General features: G+C 44.7%; 15 protein-coding genes and 1 pseudogene. 5 read left to right on the top strand and 11 right to left on the bottom strand.

Going from position 1 to position 15,243, the window contains the following annotated elements:
* Positions 1–156 (top strand): annotated as a pseudogene (locus tag C4S61_RS18165) (IS5/IS1182 family transposase); the annotation flags it as partial.
* A gap of 214 nt (positions 157–370) precedes the next feature.
* Here C4S61_RS18165 and C4S61_RS18160 read toward each other — a convergent pair.
* From C4S61_RS18160 to C4S61_RS18150, 3 genes are all read right to left on the bottom strand, one after another.
* Entirely contained in the window at positions 371–1,351 is a 981-nt protein-coding gene (locus C4S61_RS18160) for a pyruvate dehydrogenase complex E1 component subunit beta (RefSeq protein ID WP_103926219.1), read from the bottom strand.
* Between the two features lie 85 nt (positions 1,352–1,436).
* The gene (locus C4S61_RS18155) at positions 1,437–2,807 is read right to left on the bottom strand and encodes an NAD-dependent succinate-semialdehyde dehydrogenase (protein WP_103926218.1); all 1,371 of its coding nucleotides are present in this window, start codon (positions 2,805–2,807) and stop codon (positions 1,437–1,439) included.
* Positions 2,804–3,199, bottom strand: coding sequence for a rhodanese-like domain-containing protein (locus tag C4S61_RS18150; RefSeq protein WP_103926217.1), 396 nt, complete (start codon positions 3,197–3,199; stop codon positions 2,804–2,806). Before C4S61_RS18150 ends, C4S61_RS18155 begins: the two co-directional genes overlap by 4 nt.
* 69 nt (positions 3,200–3,268) lie before the next feature.
* On the opposite strand from C4S61_RS18150, the gene C4S61_RS18145 reads away from it, so the two are divergent.
* Positions 3,269–3,775, top strand: a complete 507-nt coding sequence (locus tag C4S61_RS18145; RefSeq protein ID WP_103926216.1) for a metallophosphoesterase family protein — start codon at positions 3,269–3,271, stop codon at positions 3,773–3,775.
* A 296-nt stretch (positions 3,776–4,071) separates the two neighbouring features.
* Positions 4,072–5,175 carry a Gfo/Idh/MocA family protein gene (locus tag C4S61_RS18140; RefSeq protein WP_103926215.1) on the top strand — a complete coding sequence of 368 codons (1,104 nt, stop codon included), beginning with the start codon at positions 4,072–4,074 and terminating at the stop codon, positions 5,173–5,175.
* A gap of 32 nt (positions 5,176–5,207) precedes the next feature.
* Here the strand turns inward: C4S61_RS18140 and C4S61_RS18135 are convergent, their stop codons facing one another.
* The gene (locus tag C4S61_RS18135; RefSeq protein WP_103926214.1) at positions 5,208–5,432 is read right to left on the bottom strand and encodes a DUF3820 family protein; all 225 of its coding nucleotides are present in this window, start codon (positions 5,430–5,432) and stop codon (positions 5,208–5,210) included.
* 180 nt (positions 5,433–5,612) lie between these two features.
* Between C4S61_RS18135 and C4S61_RS18130 the strand changes: the two genes are divergently transcribed.
* Positions 5,613–6,641: an LLM class flavin-dependent oxidoreductase gene (locus C4S61_RS18130; protein ID WP_103926213.1), complete on the top strand. Its 1,029-nt coding sequence runs from the start codon at positions 5,613–5,615 to the stop codon at positions 6,639–6,641.
* A 54-nt stretch (positions 6,642–6,695) separates the two neighbouring features.
* On the opposite strand, the gene C4S61_RS18125 is transcribed toward C4S61_RS18130, so the two are convergent.
* The 4 genes from C4S61_RS18125 to C4S61_RS18110 form a co-directional block, all read right to left on the bottom strand.
* Positions 6,696–7,118 (bottom strand): rhodanese-like domain-containing protein, encoded by a 423-nt coding sequence (locus C4S61_RS18125; RefSeq protein ID WP_103926212.1) that lies wholly within the window; start codon positions 7,116–7,118, stop codon positions 6,696–6,698.
* A 155-nt stretch (positions 7,119–7,273) separates the two neighbouring features.
* On the bottom strand, positions 7,274–8,512 hold the full coding sequence (locus tag C4S61_RS18120; protein WP_103926211.1) for a glutamate-5-semialdehyde dehydrogenase: 1,239 nt from the start codon (positions 8,510–8,512) through the stop codon (positions 7,274–7,276).
* A complete protein-coding gene (proB, locus tag C4S61_RS18115) occupies positions 8,505–9,587 on the bottom strand; it encodes a glutamate 5-kinase (protein ID WP_103926210.1) in 1,083 nt (360 codons plus the stop codon). The genes C4S61_RS18120 and proB overlap by 8 nt, the downstream gene beginning before the upstream one ends.
* Positions 9,588–9,818: 231 nt before the next feature.
* A complete protein-coding gene (locus C4S61_RS18110) occupies positions 9,819–10,691 on the bottom strand; it encodes a geranylgeranylglycerol-phosphate geranylgeranyltransferase (protein ID WP_103926209.1) in 873 nt (290 codons plus the stop codon).
* 228 nt (positions 10,692–10,919) lie between these two features.
* Between C4S61_RS18110 and C4S61_RS18105 the strand changes: the two genes are divergently transcribed.
* A complete protein-coding gene (locus C4S61_RS18105; protein WP_103926208.1) occupies positions 10,920–12,290 on the top strand; it encodes a Gfo/Idh/MocA family protein in 1,371 nt (456 codons plus the stop codon).
* Between the two features lie 220 nt (positions 12,291–12,510).
* On the opposite strand, the gene C4S61_RS18100 is transcribed toward C4S61_RS18105, so the two are convergent.
* From C4S61_RS18100 to C4S61_RS18090, 3 genes are all read right to left on the bottom strand, one after another.
* Positions 12,511–13,125, bottom strand: a complete 615-nt coding sequence (locus C4S61_RS18100) for a DUF4230 domain-containing protein (RefSeq protein WP_103926207.1) — start codon at positions 13,123–13,125, stop codon at positions 12,511–12,513.
* Positions 13,126–13,206: 81 nt separating this feature from the next.
* Positions 13,207–14,157: a carbon-nitrogen hydrolase family protein gene (locus C4S61_RS18095; protein WP_103926206.1), complete on the bottom strand. Its 951-nt coding sequence runs from the start codon at positions 14,155–14,157 to the stop codon at positions 13,207–13,209.
* Positions 14,158–14,325: 168 nt separating this feature from the next.
* Positions 14,326–15,186: an ROK family protein gene (locus C4S61_RS18090; protein WP_103926205.1), complete on the bottom strand. Its 861-nt coding sequence runs from the start codon at positions 15,184–15,186 to the stop codon at positions 14,326–14,328.
* Positions 15,187–15,243: the final 57 nt, after the last annotated feature.

The following is a 15,243-nucleotide window of genomic DNA, read 5'->3' as shown; positions in this document are numbered from 1 at the left end:
GAACGGTATAAAATTGAAGCCAAAAACGGAGAGTTAAAAAACGCACATGGATTTGGAAGGGCAATAGCTTACGGGATAAATAACATGGAAATGCAAGCCGCCATAGCTTTATTCACCGTCAATGTTAAAAGAATCTTAAAACTAGCCCAGTTATAATCAAAAAATAGTTTACAATCGCTGAAAATCATCAAAATTAGCTCAGTATAGGCTTTTTATAGAGAAAATTTAAAAGCAAGCGGCGAAAAAAAAGAAAGCGACTAAGTCACTCTTGTCCGTGACCTAATCGCTCTCAAAATTTTACCTTCAATTTTAGCTACTTTTTCAGTGGCCTCCAAAGATGAGTCGGGATTTTTAAGTTTTTAAGGGTGTATTAAGACTTATAGGTTACTTTTTTAATTGCTTCAATGGTTCGCCTCACGTTTGGAATCGTTGCTTCTATATAGCTAGGTGAATAACTCAACGGAACATCCATTGAATTGACTCGAATGATCGGAGCGTCCAAGTGATCAAATGCATGGCGCTGGAAATGATAGGTCAATTCAGAGGAAATGGCAGCGAGCGGATTGGCTTCTTCTACCACTACCACTCGATTCGTTTTCTTCAATGACTCAACACAGGTGGCATAATCGATAGGACGGACAGATCTCAAGTCGATTACTTCGCATTCTACACCTTGTTTGGACATTTCTTCAGCGGCTTCCAAGGCAACTTTCATCATTTTTCCAAATGAAATCAACGTCACGTCTTTTCCTTTGCGTTTGATGTCTGCCACACCGATCGGGAGGAGGTATTCACCTTCCGGCACTTCCCCTTTGTCAGAATACATCAACTCAGATTCCATGAAAATCACCGGATCCGGGTCGCGGATAGCCGCTTTGAGTAGTCCTTTGGCATCGTAGGGATTGGATGGGACGATGACCTTCAAGCCTGGAGTATTGGCAAACCAATTTTCAAAGTTAGAAGAGTGCGTAGCACCAAGTTGGCCTGCATTTCCTGTAGGTCCTCGGAAGACAATCGGAACTGAATAGGCTCCGCCTGACATCGCGTACATTTTTGCGGCGCAGTTGATGATTTGATCGATCGCAACGAGAGAAAAGTTAAACGTCATGAATTCGATGATCGGACGAAGACCACTCATGGCTGCACCGACTCCCAAACCTGAAAATCCCAATTCGGAAATTGGAGTGTCATAGATTCGTTCGGGACCAAATTCATCAAGCATACCTTGTGAAACTTTGTAAGCCCCGTTGTATTCGGCGACTTCTTCTCCCATCAAAAATACGTTCTTATCACGTCTCATTTCTTCGGACATCGCTTCTCTCAAAGCTTCCCGAAATTGTATTTCTCTCATTTGTAATGACAAATTTTTGGAGCGTAAAAATAGAAAGGAATCGGGCAAAAGCAAAGGTTGACTTTACCTTTATCCCGATTGGTTTTTAGCCCAGATAGACGGTTTTAGCATTGACAAACTCCAAAATCCCCTGACGTCCCAGCTCGCGGCCGAATCCGGATTTCTTAATTCCTCCAAAGGGAAGAGCCGGCTGGGATGCCACCATAGCATTGAGGAAAACTGCCCCACTTTCGATTTCCCCTGCCAGTGTTTCCCCTTTTTTCAAGTCACTGGTCCAAATGGAAGCTGCCAATCCAAATTCCGTCGCATTGGCTATTCTGATTGCTTCAGTGGCATTTTTTACTTTGAAAAAAGTAGCTACCGGACCAAAGAGTTCCTCTGAATATGCAGGTGAACCTTCCGGGATGTCGGAGAGAATAGTCGGAATAAATTCGGCACTTCCTTTAATGGGTTTTTGACCTCCAAGGTGGATTTTGGCCCCCAATTCTACTGATTTTTCGATCTGTTCATAGAGTTCCGAGGCTAGGTCCGGCCTTGCCATACAGGCATAATCCGAAGATTCCTCCATTGGATCTCCGGATTTGAGTTGGATGATATTTTCTGTAAAAAGTTTCAAAAACTCCTCATAGACCGATTCTTCGATTATAAATCGTTTGGCCGCAATGCAGCTTTGACCAAAATTTACCATCCGGGCTTTGACCGCGGTCTCGGCAGCTAATGGGATATCCGCATCTGCCAATACGATGAAGGGATCACTTCCTCCAAGTTCCAACAAAGACTTTTTGATGTTTTTTCCGGCTGAGCCTGAGACTGCGGCGCCGGCCTTTTCACTTCCTGTCAGTGAGACCGCCTTGACCCGATCATCTTCTAATAGTGACAAAGTAGCCTTAGAATCGATCAAAAAGCTTTGGAAAACCCCCTCAGGAAATCCTGCTTCGCGAAAAATCGATTCGATTGCCAGGGCACACTGCGGGACATTTGAGGCATGTTTTAGGATACCGACATTCCCCGCCGTCAGCGTCGGTGCCGCAAATCTGAAAACCTGCCAAAACGGAAAATTCCAAGGCATTACGGCCAGAATTGCTCCTAAGGGCTGATGAATGATTTTGGCTTTTTTTCCGTCAGGAAGTTTTATTCTTTCAGGAGAAAGGAATTCTTCGGCATGCTCGGCATAGTAGTCACACGCCCAGGCACATTTCTCTACCTCGGCCCTTGATTCCCGGATAATCTTCCCCATTTCTAAGGTGATCAGCCGGGCATATTCCTCTTTGTTTTTGCGCAGAATTTCTCCGGCCCTTTTTATTAGACTCGCTCTTTCAGAAACCGGAATCCTTTTCCAGGATTGAAAAGTGCTTTCTGAAAGTTCCAATTTGGTTTCTATTTCTCCTGGGGAAAGTGGGGCAAACTCTTTAATCACTTTACCATTCCAAGGATTTATCGATTGGATTTTACTCATTTTTCTACGGGTTTTCCTGCTGCATTCCACGCGGTAATACCACCTTCGAGCATGTAAACTTTCTTAAATCCTGCCTTTTGCATCTGATCAGCGGCTTTTCTGGTTCTGGAACCTGATCTGCAATAGAGAAGGTAGGTTTTGTTTTTATTTAGTGCTTCGATTTCCTGCGAAAAGTTTTCTCCAAGAAAATTGATGTTCAAGGCACCGGGCAGCTGTCCCTCTGAAACTTCCTCAGGCGTACGGACATCGATCAGCATATTCTTTTTCTTCGTGGTCATTTTTTCAAATTCCTCAATGGAAATAACTTTGATTGAGTCCTTTTCAACAGTTTGTGCTAAAGAAACAAAACCTATAAGTAGGAAGGTAAATAGAAGGATGATTTTGGTTTGCATATGTTTTTGTTGAATTAGTGAATAAGGTCTACCATATTGAACCGAAAAACTACTCGCTTTCGTTTCAAAATGCCTATAAAGATCGGATTGATTTCAGACTCCCACAGTTACATTGATCACAAAACGCTGACTTATTTGCAGGATGTCGACGAAATCTGGCACGCAGGAGATATCGGATCTTTGGATGTGATGGAGGCTTTGCCTCAAGGGAAACCCGTTCGTGGGGTCTTTGGCAACATCGATGATCAATCCATCCAAGAACGCTATCCGGAATGGCAGCGGTTTGAGTTGGGAGGGGTGAAGATCCTGATGACACATATCGGTGGCAAACCGCCCCGCTATGCGAAAGGTGTCAAGCAGAAAATCAAGGAATCAGAGGCACAGCTATTCATCTGTGGGCATTCGCACATCTGCAAGGTTGAATTTGATTCTACTGTCAACTGTCTCTACATGAATCCCGGTGCGATGGGGCGACATGGATTTCACATCATGCGTACAATGCTGCTTTTTGAATTGGAAGCAGGCAAAATCCAGAATTTACGGGTTGTGGAGCTGGGAAAAAGGGGAGGGATTTAAGTTGTGAAAGTGATTATGAGTAATTTAAAGTGTTAGCAGACGATAATTAGTTACACCTCGACTTCGCCCGGAGTCCGGTAGATTAGATTAGAGTTGAGGGAAAGGACATGAGGCGAAGCCGCATTTCCCCTCCCTAATACCTAAAATTGGTGGCCGGGCGAAGTCGAGGCCATTTTTCAACTAGTCCTTCGTGAGAAAGTGACTATTCGGAACCCAAAAAGTCAATAAAATTTCCCAGTTTTCTGATCATCAAAAAGTCCTAAATACAACCCTCAATTTTAACTACATCCCCTTTTATGAAGCCAATATTCCTACTCTTCTTCTTATTCTTTGCTATCAATCAAATAAACGCCCAAGACAAACCGCTGAAAATCGGAGTTGCAGGGCTGAATCACGGCCACGTAGGTTGGGTTTTCACCGCCAACAAGAGAGCCGATATTGAAATCGTGGGCATCGCCGAGCCCAATCGGGAACTGGCGGAGCGCTACATGAAGCAGCACGGATTATCGATGGACATGGTGTTTGATACCCTGGAGGAAATGCTGGAAAAGACCCAGCCTGAAGCAGTGACGGGGTTCGGATCAACCTTCGCACACTTGGAAATCGTGCAGAAATGTGCGCCCAGAGGGATTCATGTGATGGTAGAGAAGCCTTTAGCAGTAAGTTTGGAACATGCCTTGGAAATGAAAGCTTTGGCTGAAAAGCACAACATTCACCTCTTGACCAATTACGAGACGACTTGGTATCCCAGTAATGAAAAGGCTTATGAAATCCTCCATTCCGGACAAATCGGGGAAGCGCGGAAAATCGTCGTGCGTGACGGGCATCGTGGCCCAAAGAAGATAGGAGTTGGACCGGAATTTTTGGAATGGCTGACAGATCCGGAGCTAAATGGAGGAGGAGCTTTGATGGATTTCGGGTGCTATGGAGCAAATCTCAGCACTTGGCTGATGAATGGCGAACGGCCGATTTCAGTCACTGCTGTGACTCAGCAACTCAATCCTGCTGATAATCCCAAAGTGGATGATGAAGCGACCATTATTCTAACCTATCCTGATTCTCAAACTATCGTTGAAGCCTCCTGGAATTGGCCTATCGGCCGCAAGGACATGGAAATTTATGGATTGACGGGAGCAGTATTTGCGGATAATGGAAGTCAACTTAGACTTCGAATTGCCGAGGGATATGATGGGTTTTCGGAGGAAAAGTTTGATTTGGAACCTCGAAAGTCGCCTTTTGATGATCCGTTTATGATGCTGCTTTCAGTAGTGAGGGGAAAAGTAAAGTTGGACAACTTTGATCTGAGCAGCTTAGAAAACAATATGATCGTGATGGAAATCCTGCAGGCAGCAAAAGAAAGTGCGGAGGGCGGAAGAACTGTTTATTTATCCAAAAAATAAATCTGAAAGTGATTTGCCCCTGTAATCTCAAATTATACGCGGCCATATCGCTGCTTTAACTCAGCCAAAATCCCCTCCAATCCATTCAGGCGAATTTCATAGAGTGTACTTAACCACATGCCAAGTTTTCCATCGGGAAATCCTTTTTGGTGCAACCAAACCAAGTAGTACTCCGGAATATCACAAAGAAGTCTGCCTTTGTATTTGCCAAAGGGCATGGTCTTGGTCACAATATCGATTAGGATTTCTCTGTCCATGATGTAAAAGTAATGTGATTTACTTCAGGATTTTAATTTTTAGAATTGCGCTCTTTTGGATTCCAATCCATCTTCTGGCTCTGATTTTAGATGTTTTTTGTAAATAACCTGCCTTACCAAAGATGAATTTTTTCAATTCCTTATTAGTTACTGTTCCAAATAAAAGAAAGGAATAATTCCATGGAAATTGGAATAGACAGTTTTGCTGCGTTTCCCACAGACGGAAATGGGACTATAAAAGGCACTGCGCAGGAAGCGATCATGGCTTTACTTGCCAGAATCAAACTTGCGGATGAAGTAGGTCTGGATGTCTTCGGAATCGGAGAGCACCACCGCAAAGAGTTTTTGGACTCTGCCACAGCCATTATTTTGGCTGCGGCAGCTGCGCAAACCCATAAAATCAAACTGACCAGTGCGGTTGCTGTCCTGAGTGCAGCAGATCCGGTACGGATTTTTCAGGAATTTGCCACTTTGGATCTGGTATCAAATGGCCGGGCAGAGCTTGTGGTCGGAAGGGGTTCATTTACCGAAGCTTTTCCGCTTTTCGGACTAAGATTGGAGGATTATGACAAGCTTTTTGCCGAAAAACTGGGTTTATTGCTTCAGATCAACGAAAATGAGGTGGTAAACTGGTCGGGGAAATTTCGGCCTGCTCTTAACGATCAGCCTATTTACCCTCGGCCACTTCAGAAGCAACTGCCGATTTGGTTAGGGGTCGGAGGAACGCCGGGTTCATTTGTCCGGGCAGGTTCGCTTGGACTTCCGTTGATGGTGGCTGTGATCGGTGGGGAAACTCACCGGTTTCGTCCTTTGATTGACCTCTATCGGGAAGCGGGTGAAAAGGCCGGACATCCAAAGGAAAAGCTTAAAGTTGGCCTGCATTCGCTTGGGTTTGTTGGCAAATCTCATGAAGAAGCAGTCGAAACCTACTATCCAGGCTATGCTGAGACGTTTACCCGCATTGGAAAAGAGCGAGGCTGGCCGCCAGTGACCCGTGGACAGTTTGAGGCTCAGAATTCCAGAAGGGGGGCTTATTTAGTCGGCGAACCCGTGGAAGTAGCTGAAAAAATCCTTCGCCACAGTGAGGCTTTGGGTGGGATTGACCGATTCACCTTTCAGATGGACAATGCAGGACTAAGCCACGAACAGCTTAGCGAATCGATTGAATTGATCGGGAAAGAAGTGTCTCCTTTGGTGAAAAAGGGATAAGAATCAGGCGTTAATAACGATGAGAATCTAATTCAAGGCTTGCCAGTTGTTGGGTTATTCCTGCACAATCGGCAAGCCTTTTTGTGCCCAAGCCTGAATCCCTCCACTGAGGTGATAGACTTTGGTAAAGCCTTGTTGTAGTAGCATTTCAGCGGCTTCTCTGCTTCTTGATCCTACTGCGCAATAAATAAAGATTTCTTTATCCATTGGAAGTTCGTCCACTTGAGACTGGAAGCTCGGCAGGAAATAGTCCATTTCCAGCGCTCCGGCAATTTTCCCCGCTGCAATTTCCTCCGGAGTACGTACATCTATGATGATTCCCTGAGCGCTTTTTGACTGAAATTCAGTAGGATTCAAGTTAACAACCGTAGTAGTTGTCAATTCCTGAGGGGATGATGTCTCTGGACTGGCTTTTTTTGATTCACAGGAAGAAAATGCCAGAATTCCAACAGAAAGAATGAAGAGAGTCTTATTCATAGTGCTTTGGTTTGAAGCAAAAATGAGAAATCAGCATGATAGTAAATGTGAGTTTTGATACTTTGGAGAAGTTTTAGCTCGATATTGTCCTGGCTAGCCGACAAAAATCGGTAGAAATTGATCTGTACTCAGAACAATTTCAAATTTGACTCATTTTACCTAATGTGCCCATTTCCCCGCACCACCCACTTGTAGCTCGTGAGTTCGCGGAGTGCCATCGGGCCTCGGGCGTGAAGTTTTTGAGTGCTGATGCCGATTTCGGCACCCAGGCCAAATTGATTTCCGTCCGTAAAAGCCGTGGATGCATTGGCATAGACTGCCGCAGCATCCACTTCCATCAGGAAGCGCTCGATGTTTTCCTGACTTTCAGAAATGATGGCCTCGGAGTGCTTCGAAGAATAACTGGCTATGTGGTCTAAGGCTTCATTCAAACTCCCCACTGTTTTGATCGCCATTTTCAGACTGAGAAATTCTGTTCCGAAATGGCTTTCATCCGCTTTCTGAATCAATTCGTGCCGCTGAAGGTGTGCAAAAGCCCTGTCATCCGCAAAGATTTTCACGTTGTCCAGCATCAGCGGATGAACCAATTCCCCTAATTCGTCTAGCAGTTCTTCATGGATAATCAGGCAGTCGAGTGAATTGCAGACGCTGGGACGTCTGGTTTTGGCATTGTGGATGATTTTTTTTGCTTTGGCCAAGTCAGCCGATTCATCTACATAGGTGTGCACGATTCCTGCTCCTGTTTCTATGACCGGAACTTTGGCATTTTCCCGTACAAAGTTGATCAAGCCCTGAGATCCACGGGGAATAATCACATCCACATAACCCACTGCTTCCAGTAGCGCTTTGGTTGCTGACCGATCAGGAGGGAGCAACTGAAAGGCAGAAACAGGCAATGCATGCTTGGTCAGCACCTGATGAATCAAATTCAGGATTGCCCGATTTGAAAAGTCTGCATCTGAACCGCCTTTAAGCACCAATCCATTTCCCGATTTGATCGCAAGGGAAAAAACATCGAAAGTCACATTTGGTCGGGCCTCGTAGATAATTCCAATGACTCCAAGTGGAACGGTAGTTTTGGTGAGTAGAAGACCATTCTCCAACTTATTTTCTTCCAAAATCCGGTGAAGTGGACTGGGAAGCGATTTTACCTGTCTGATTTCGGAGGCAATTCCTTTGATTCGGGCATCAGTAAGTAGGAGTCTGTCATACATCGGGTGGGAGGGGTCCATGCGCTCCAGATCTTTCTTGTTTTCTTCCAAAAGAAAATCCACCTCTCGCACAGCTAGGGTCGCCAGATCTTCGAGGATCAGATTGACCAAGTCGTCACTGGTTCCAGTCAGTCTGCGGCTGTTTTTTTGTACTTGTTCAAAAACCGAAGTGTACTCATTCATGATCGAAAAGGTAGAGGTAGTCGTAGTGAATCAAGGCTTTTTGATTCTTGAGTCCCAATCGCTCCAACGCACTTTTGGAGGAATATTCTGCTCTTCCAAGCCCGATTTTTTTACCCAATTCATCACAGATCAAGAGAATGTCTCCTTTTGAAAATTCCCCTGCTATTTTGGTGATACCGACAGGTAAAAGACTCCGAATCACAGCTGAAGTTAAGGAATTCTTGGCGCCTTCACTGATGGTGACTTCGCCTTTGTAATATTGAGCGCCATGTGCCAGCCATTTTTTTGGTGCATTTTTGACCTTCTGCGGTTCAAACCACGTGCAGCGTAGTGTCTTGGTGGTAAATTGATCCAACACTCCGTCACGCTTTCCGTTGGCAATAATGACCTGAATTCCCAGGTCTGCGGACTTTTTTGCCATCGTATACTTGGTCAGCATACCGCCTCGGCCAAAAGATGATTTGGTCGCCGAGATGTAATTTGAGACCTCCGGCATCTGGAAGACGACTTTTTCAACCAGCTCCGAACCGGGTTCGGCCGGGTTTCCGGTGAAAATTCCATCCACATTTGTCAATAACATCAAGGTATCCGCATTGATCATCGCAGCAGTCAGGCTCGCCAATTCGTCGTTGTCAGTAAACATCAATTCGGTGATCGTCACGGTGTCATTCTCGTTGAGGATTGGCAAAATCCCCTGCTGGAGCAGCACTTCGATGCAGTTCTTCATATTCAGGTAATGCTTCCGGTCTCGGAAATCTTCCTTGGTCACGAGAATCTGAGCGATGGGCTGATTCAGGATTTCAAATAATTGCTGGTATTGATTGATCAGCCGGATCTGTCCCGTTGAGGCCCATATTTGCTTTTTAAAGACCGGATTGAGCTTTTCCGGAAGCGGAAGAGCCTGCCTGCCAAAGGCGACTGCTCCTGAGCTTACCAGGACTACTTTTTTGCCCGCGGAAATGAGCCCTTGGATTTGGTTGACCAGGTGCTGCATCCTGTCCAAGTCCGGTAGCCCGTTGGACTGGGTGAGTACATTTGAGCCGATTTTTATGACCAGTACCTTACTTTCCAGCATTTGTTAGAAAATTTGTATTAAAGTTAGGTGTTAGCTAGATTTTATTGAGTAAAAGGTTTAAAAAATTGGAAAATTGGAAAATTGGAAAATTGGAAAATTGGAAAATTGGAAAATTGGAAAATTGCATTTGGATGTGCCTTGCTCAGATTTGGGAGAAACGCCTAACACTACTTTACTCCCTCGTAAATCGTGAACTTGTGCTGAGCGCAGTCGAAGCATCGTAAATCAAACTTACAAAAAGCCCATACTTAGTGTGCCCACCAGCATCAGGATTTTGGCGATGGTGCTGAGCTGTGTGAAATGATCTTTGCGATCCGCAAAATAGATTTTTCGCATAAACCACATAAAAACAACTCCCAAGATCCCGAAATAGATGAAAAGGATCGGATTGTTGATCTTAAAAGTGACGATCAAAATCGAGCAGATAAATGCAAGGGCAATGACAAAAATCACCTGCTTGGTCTTTCTAAATCCAATCACAATGGGCAGGGTTCGGCAGCCATGCTTCCGATCTCCCGGTCGGTCTTCGATGTCCTTGATGATCTCCCGAATGAGATTAAGGAAAAATGCGAAAATGGCATAGGTCAGCACCAAAAGTTCAGCCTTTCGGTAGTAATAACTCACCAAATAGATCGATAATCCTGTCAGAAACGCCACTGTCAGATTTCCAATAAAGGGGCCTCTCTTCAGTCGGTTACTGTAAAGCCACAGAAGAAACGCCGCCAGAAAATTAATCACGGCAATGCGTGGAGAGACTAAATATCCCAGTCCAATCGCAGTGAAATTAAGTAGACTATGTAGAAAAATAACAACCCTACGCTTGATCCCTTTGCCGACCACTACCTCACTTGGACGATTGACATAGTCGATTTTGACATCATAGTAATCGTTGATCATGTATCCCGCAGCCGTGATCATCACAGTGGATAACACCAAAAGATACAGGCGGTAATCCTGCAGAACCGGCAGTCCGGTGCGGGTAGTCTCTACCAGAAAAAATGCGGTCATCAATTGGGCAAAAGCCACCAACAGCAAATTGATAGGTCTACTGATGCGGAATAGACCGCTAATTGATATGCTTCGCTCCACACTGTTGGTGTTCATGCTTTAAAATTAGCCTAATTCAATTTCCTTTCTCAGGATATTTCCTTCTACCCAGGAATAAAATCGATTCCGTAATTTTAACTATGCTTTTTTTGAGTTTTCCCTAACTTCCTATTCGTTAAATCGAATCAACCCAAAGAATTATGAAATGTCTGCCTTAATAAATCCACACACTGGAAGAATAATTTTGTCAGACCCACATGACCGCTAAAAAACAACTACAAGGCTATGAATAAAGCAGAAAATCAATCCAGAAGGGACTTTATTGCCAAAACCGGAGGATTACTGGCAGGATCGATTTTGATTCATCCAGTTGCGGAAGCACTTTCAATTTTTAACCGGCCAGGAGAAAAAATGAAACTTGCCATGGTAGGTACCGGAGTTAGAGGACTTGCCATGTGGGGTCGGGACGTAATCCGATCCTACCAAAATCAAGTGGAATTTGTCGGGCTTTCGGATATAAATGAGGGACGCTTGAAGTATGGACAAACGTACATGGGCTTGGATTGCCCACTTTTCCTGAATGCAGATGAAATGCTCAGTAAGGCTAAGCCGGATGTACTGATTGTCACTACCATGGACAGTACGCATCATGAATTCATCGTCAAAGGACTGATGGCAGGAATGAACGTGATATCAGAGAAGCCAATGACTACAGATGAGGTGAAAATGCAGGCGATTTTGGATGCTGAGCGTCAATCCGGTAAAAAATTGATTGTCACATTCAATTACCGCTATTCTCCACACCGTCAGAAACTCTATGAATTGCTCCGGGCAGGAGAGATTGGTACCATCACTTCGGTGGATTTTCATTGGTATCTGGATACTTCCCATGGGGCGGACTATTTCCGTCGTTGGCATGGGAAGCGTGAATTTGGAGGAACACTCCTTGTCCACAAGTCAACACACCATTTTGACCTACTCAATTGGTGGCTGGATTCTGATCCCGAGGAAGTTCACGCCTTTGGGGCCTTGGAATTTTATGGAAAAAACGGTCCTTTCCGATCCACGACTTGCCGTGGTTGTCCACATGCCTCGAAATGCGACTTCTATTGGGATATCACCAAGAGCGAACACCTCACCAAACTCTATGTGGATAATGAAAAATACGATGGCTACCATCGGGATGGCTGTGTATTCCGTGAGGAAATCGACATCTACGATAAGATGGCGGTGCAAATCCGATACAAAAACAAGGTTCAGGTCAGCTATTCTCTGACGACTTATTCCCCCTATGAAGGCTACCGTATTGCCTTCAATGGAACCAAAGGTCGACTGGAGGCCTGGATCAAAGAAAGTCAGCCTTGGGATGAAAAAAATGAAGATGAATTGGTATTGGTGAAAAACTTCGGGGAGCGCTACATCATCACAGTACCTCAAGGAGGTGGTGGACATGGAGGAGGAGATACTCGGCTAAAAGACAAACTATTCCTCGATACCAATGCTCCGGATCCATGGAGACAGTCAGCCGGAAGCCGTGATGGCGCGATGTCCTGTCTGGTAGGAATTGCTGCCCGCAAGTCAATTGAGGAGGGTAGGCCGATCAAAGTACAGGATCTGACAGATATTCCGCTTCAGGTGAGTGGGAGAGGAGCTTAGCGATTTCGGATTGCAGATAGTTGATTTAGGATTTATCCCGTGGGGCTCAGACTTCGCGGGATTCATTTGGCAGGGTTTTCCAAATCGGTCAGTCGACTCCAGTCAGCCTTCCGTCACCGGTCTCCTGTCCTTTCAAATATCGAATGACGAACACTGAATATCGAATGTTGAAGATAAGCCTTCACATCGGTCATCGGTCATCCAACACCGGAATAGAACCCTATCTTTTAATCAACTCTAACTCCTCCTGATCTTCAATAATCTCTCCCTGATACATCAGCGTCCATTCCATGGACTTGGTGAGGACCAAGAGGTTGGTCAACTCTACCATCAGCCGCTCGCGTGAATTTTCCATCAGGTCAGATTTTTCAATTTGTGCCCGGATTTGGGCGCTAACGGAGTTTTTGATTTTGTTGTAATCTTTGGCCTCGAATGAATTGAAGTAATCCTGGGTCACATCGTAATATTCGATGTCCGGGTAGATGTTGAGTACCGGATCGGGGATTTTTTTCAGGATCAGCGTTTTATTTTCTTGGTCAATTTCCACTTCCAGCTGTCTTAAATCATATTCAACCGTTGCTTTAGCATTGACCACGACCAAGGCTTTTTTATCTGATGTCCAGAGATTTAAAAATAAATTTTGGGAATTTTTGAAGGTAAATACTTTGGAATAGTAACCTTCGGTGACAATCAGTTTGCCCACTTGGTTCACTTGCTTTTGGATTAGCTCAGAGCTAGCACGAAGCTCTTCCCGCTCTTGTTTGCCTTGGTAGAAAAACCAAAATCCGACAAATAAAATCAGGGCAATAAGAAAACCGAATCCAAATCTATTCATAGTGAACCATAAAAATTGAATCTTGAAGTTGTAGTATTTTCAGGGGTCATCCAACTAATTTACTTTAGAAGGGAATTTGATTTATTCAAAATCCACACTGCTTTGACGTTCCCGATTCACTTTAAGTTGCAAGACATCCGGTCTGGAATAGTGCCCGACGGGATCAAAATTTTGTCTTTCTTCCAAAACCCGATTAAAATCTAAAGTTTGATAGAAAATCTCTTCCTGATCTGCCACAGGTTCCAAAATCCACTTTCCGTCCGGACCTGCAATACAGCTTCCGCCATTTCCGAGTGTCTCCGGACAGTTTTCCAAAATCAGATCCAAATGAGGCGTATTGGCTGGAAAGTCACTTTTTCGCATCAAACTCGATACAGAGATCACAAATGAACGACCTTCTTGTGCGATCATTCGGGTGATATTTTCCGTGTTTCTCACAGCACCCGGCCACACGCCGATGTGGAGATTTTCACCCAAACCGTAGAGTGCCGTTCTGGCCAAAGGCATCCAATTTTCCCAGCAGTTCAATCCCCCGACGGTGAAGCTTTTGAGCGGATGAACCCGTAGTCCGTTACCATCTCCGGGTGACCAGGTGAGTCGCTCGTCATAAGTGGGCTGGAGTTTGCGGTGCACGGAGCAGATTTCTCCCAGCTGATTGATGTAGACCAAGGAACAGTACAGACTGTGTCCACCACGATCCTGTGGTCGCTCGATGATTCCCAGGTAAATGGCGATGCCGTGTTTTTTTGCCAAACCCTGAATTCCCTTCAAGTCACCGGATTCGATTTGAACTGCATTTCTGACATAATGGGCGTGGATTTCTTTTTGGACTTTGTTGTCCCAGGCTGCGGAATGGGTGATCGAAAGCCACCAGGGATAACCCGGGATGAGACCTTCGCCGAATACAATCATTTCGGCTCCATTTCCAGCTGCCTCTGAAATCGATAGGTTGACTTTTTCTAAAGTGGCAGTTTTATCAAGCCAAACTGGGGATATTTGGGCGATGGCAACTTTCAGTAGGGGATCAGTCATAGCTATTGGTTTATGATCTGAAAATAAGTTGAAAATTGGAAAGTGGCTCACTGTTCAAATTAGTGTCTCTGATTTTCTTGGACTTATTTTGGGGTTAGGTAGCGAAAGTAAAAAAAGCGATCTCCTGAGAAACCGCCTTTTTGAATAATTAAACCAAATTTTATGTTTTTAAATGCTGACCATGTCTTCTTCGACGTCGACTAGGGCCACTGCCCCATGGATGGCGGTTTCGTCCAGTTCAGAGATTAAGATTTTCAGATTAGCCAAGACTGATGGGTAAGCAAAAGTTTCGAGGGACTTCAAAAGTGATTTTTTGAAAAGTGGATAGGTCTTGCGTATCGATCCTCCGAGGACAATGGCTTCGGGTGCCAACGAATACATGATCACCTTGAACAATTCTCCCAAGTGATGACCAAACTCATCGTAAGCCTTCATGGCTATGGGGTCACCGTACAAGGCAAGTTTTGCAAGGGCTTTTGGCTTTGAATTGTAGAAGTGGTGAAAGAATTTCCCGGAGCAATAGTATTCGTAGTTGTGATCTAAATAAGGCGCACTGCACCATTCGCCTGCTGCTGAAAAAAGCCCGGAATAGAGGTGTCCATTGATGACTATCCCACCCCCAGTGCCTGTCCCCAGGGTGATACCAACCAGATTCTTAAACGGCTTGCCTACACCGTATTTATGTACTCCGATGGCAAAACAGTTGGCATCATTATTTACAAACACGGGCTTGGAAAAGCGCTCGGTCAGAAATTTTTTCAATTCTACATGCTGAAAGGAGGGAATATTAGCCAAACCCAAAACAATTCCTTTCGGTGTGTCCACAAGTCCGGGTATGCCGATCCCAATGCCTACAAAATCATAATGGGAATAGGTATCTATAAAGTCTGCAATTGTTTCAAGGATAAACTCTTTACTTTCTAAAGCTGGGGTGGGAATGCTTCGAATGTCCTCAAGATGTCCTTTGATCCGAATACCACCTTTGATGCCGGTGCCTCCGATATCTAATCCTAAAATGGCTTTTTCCATTCGTTTTGGGCAATTGTGTGGTTGACTATAGGTTTAATGCAGAAAGCCGCCAAGAAA

It is taken from the genome of Algoriphagus boritolerans DSM 17298 = JCM 18970 (genome assembly GCF_900108085.1).
Lineage (GTDB): Bacteria > Bacteroidota > Bacteroidia > Cytophagales > Cyclobacteriaceae > Algoriphagus > Algoriphagus boritolerans.
This window is presented reverse-complemented; position numbering and strand designations above follow the sequence as displayed.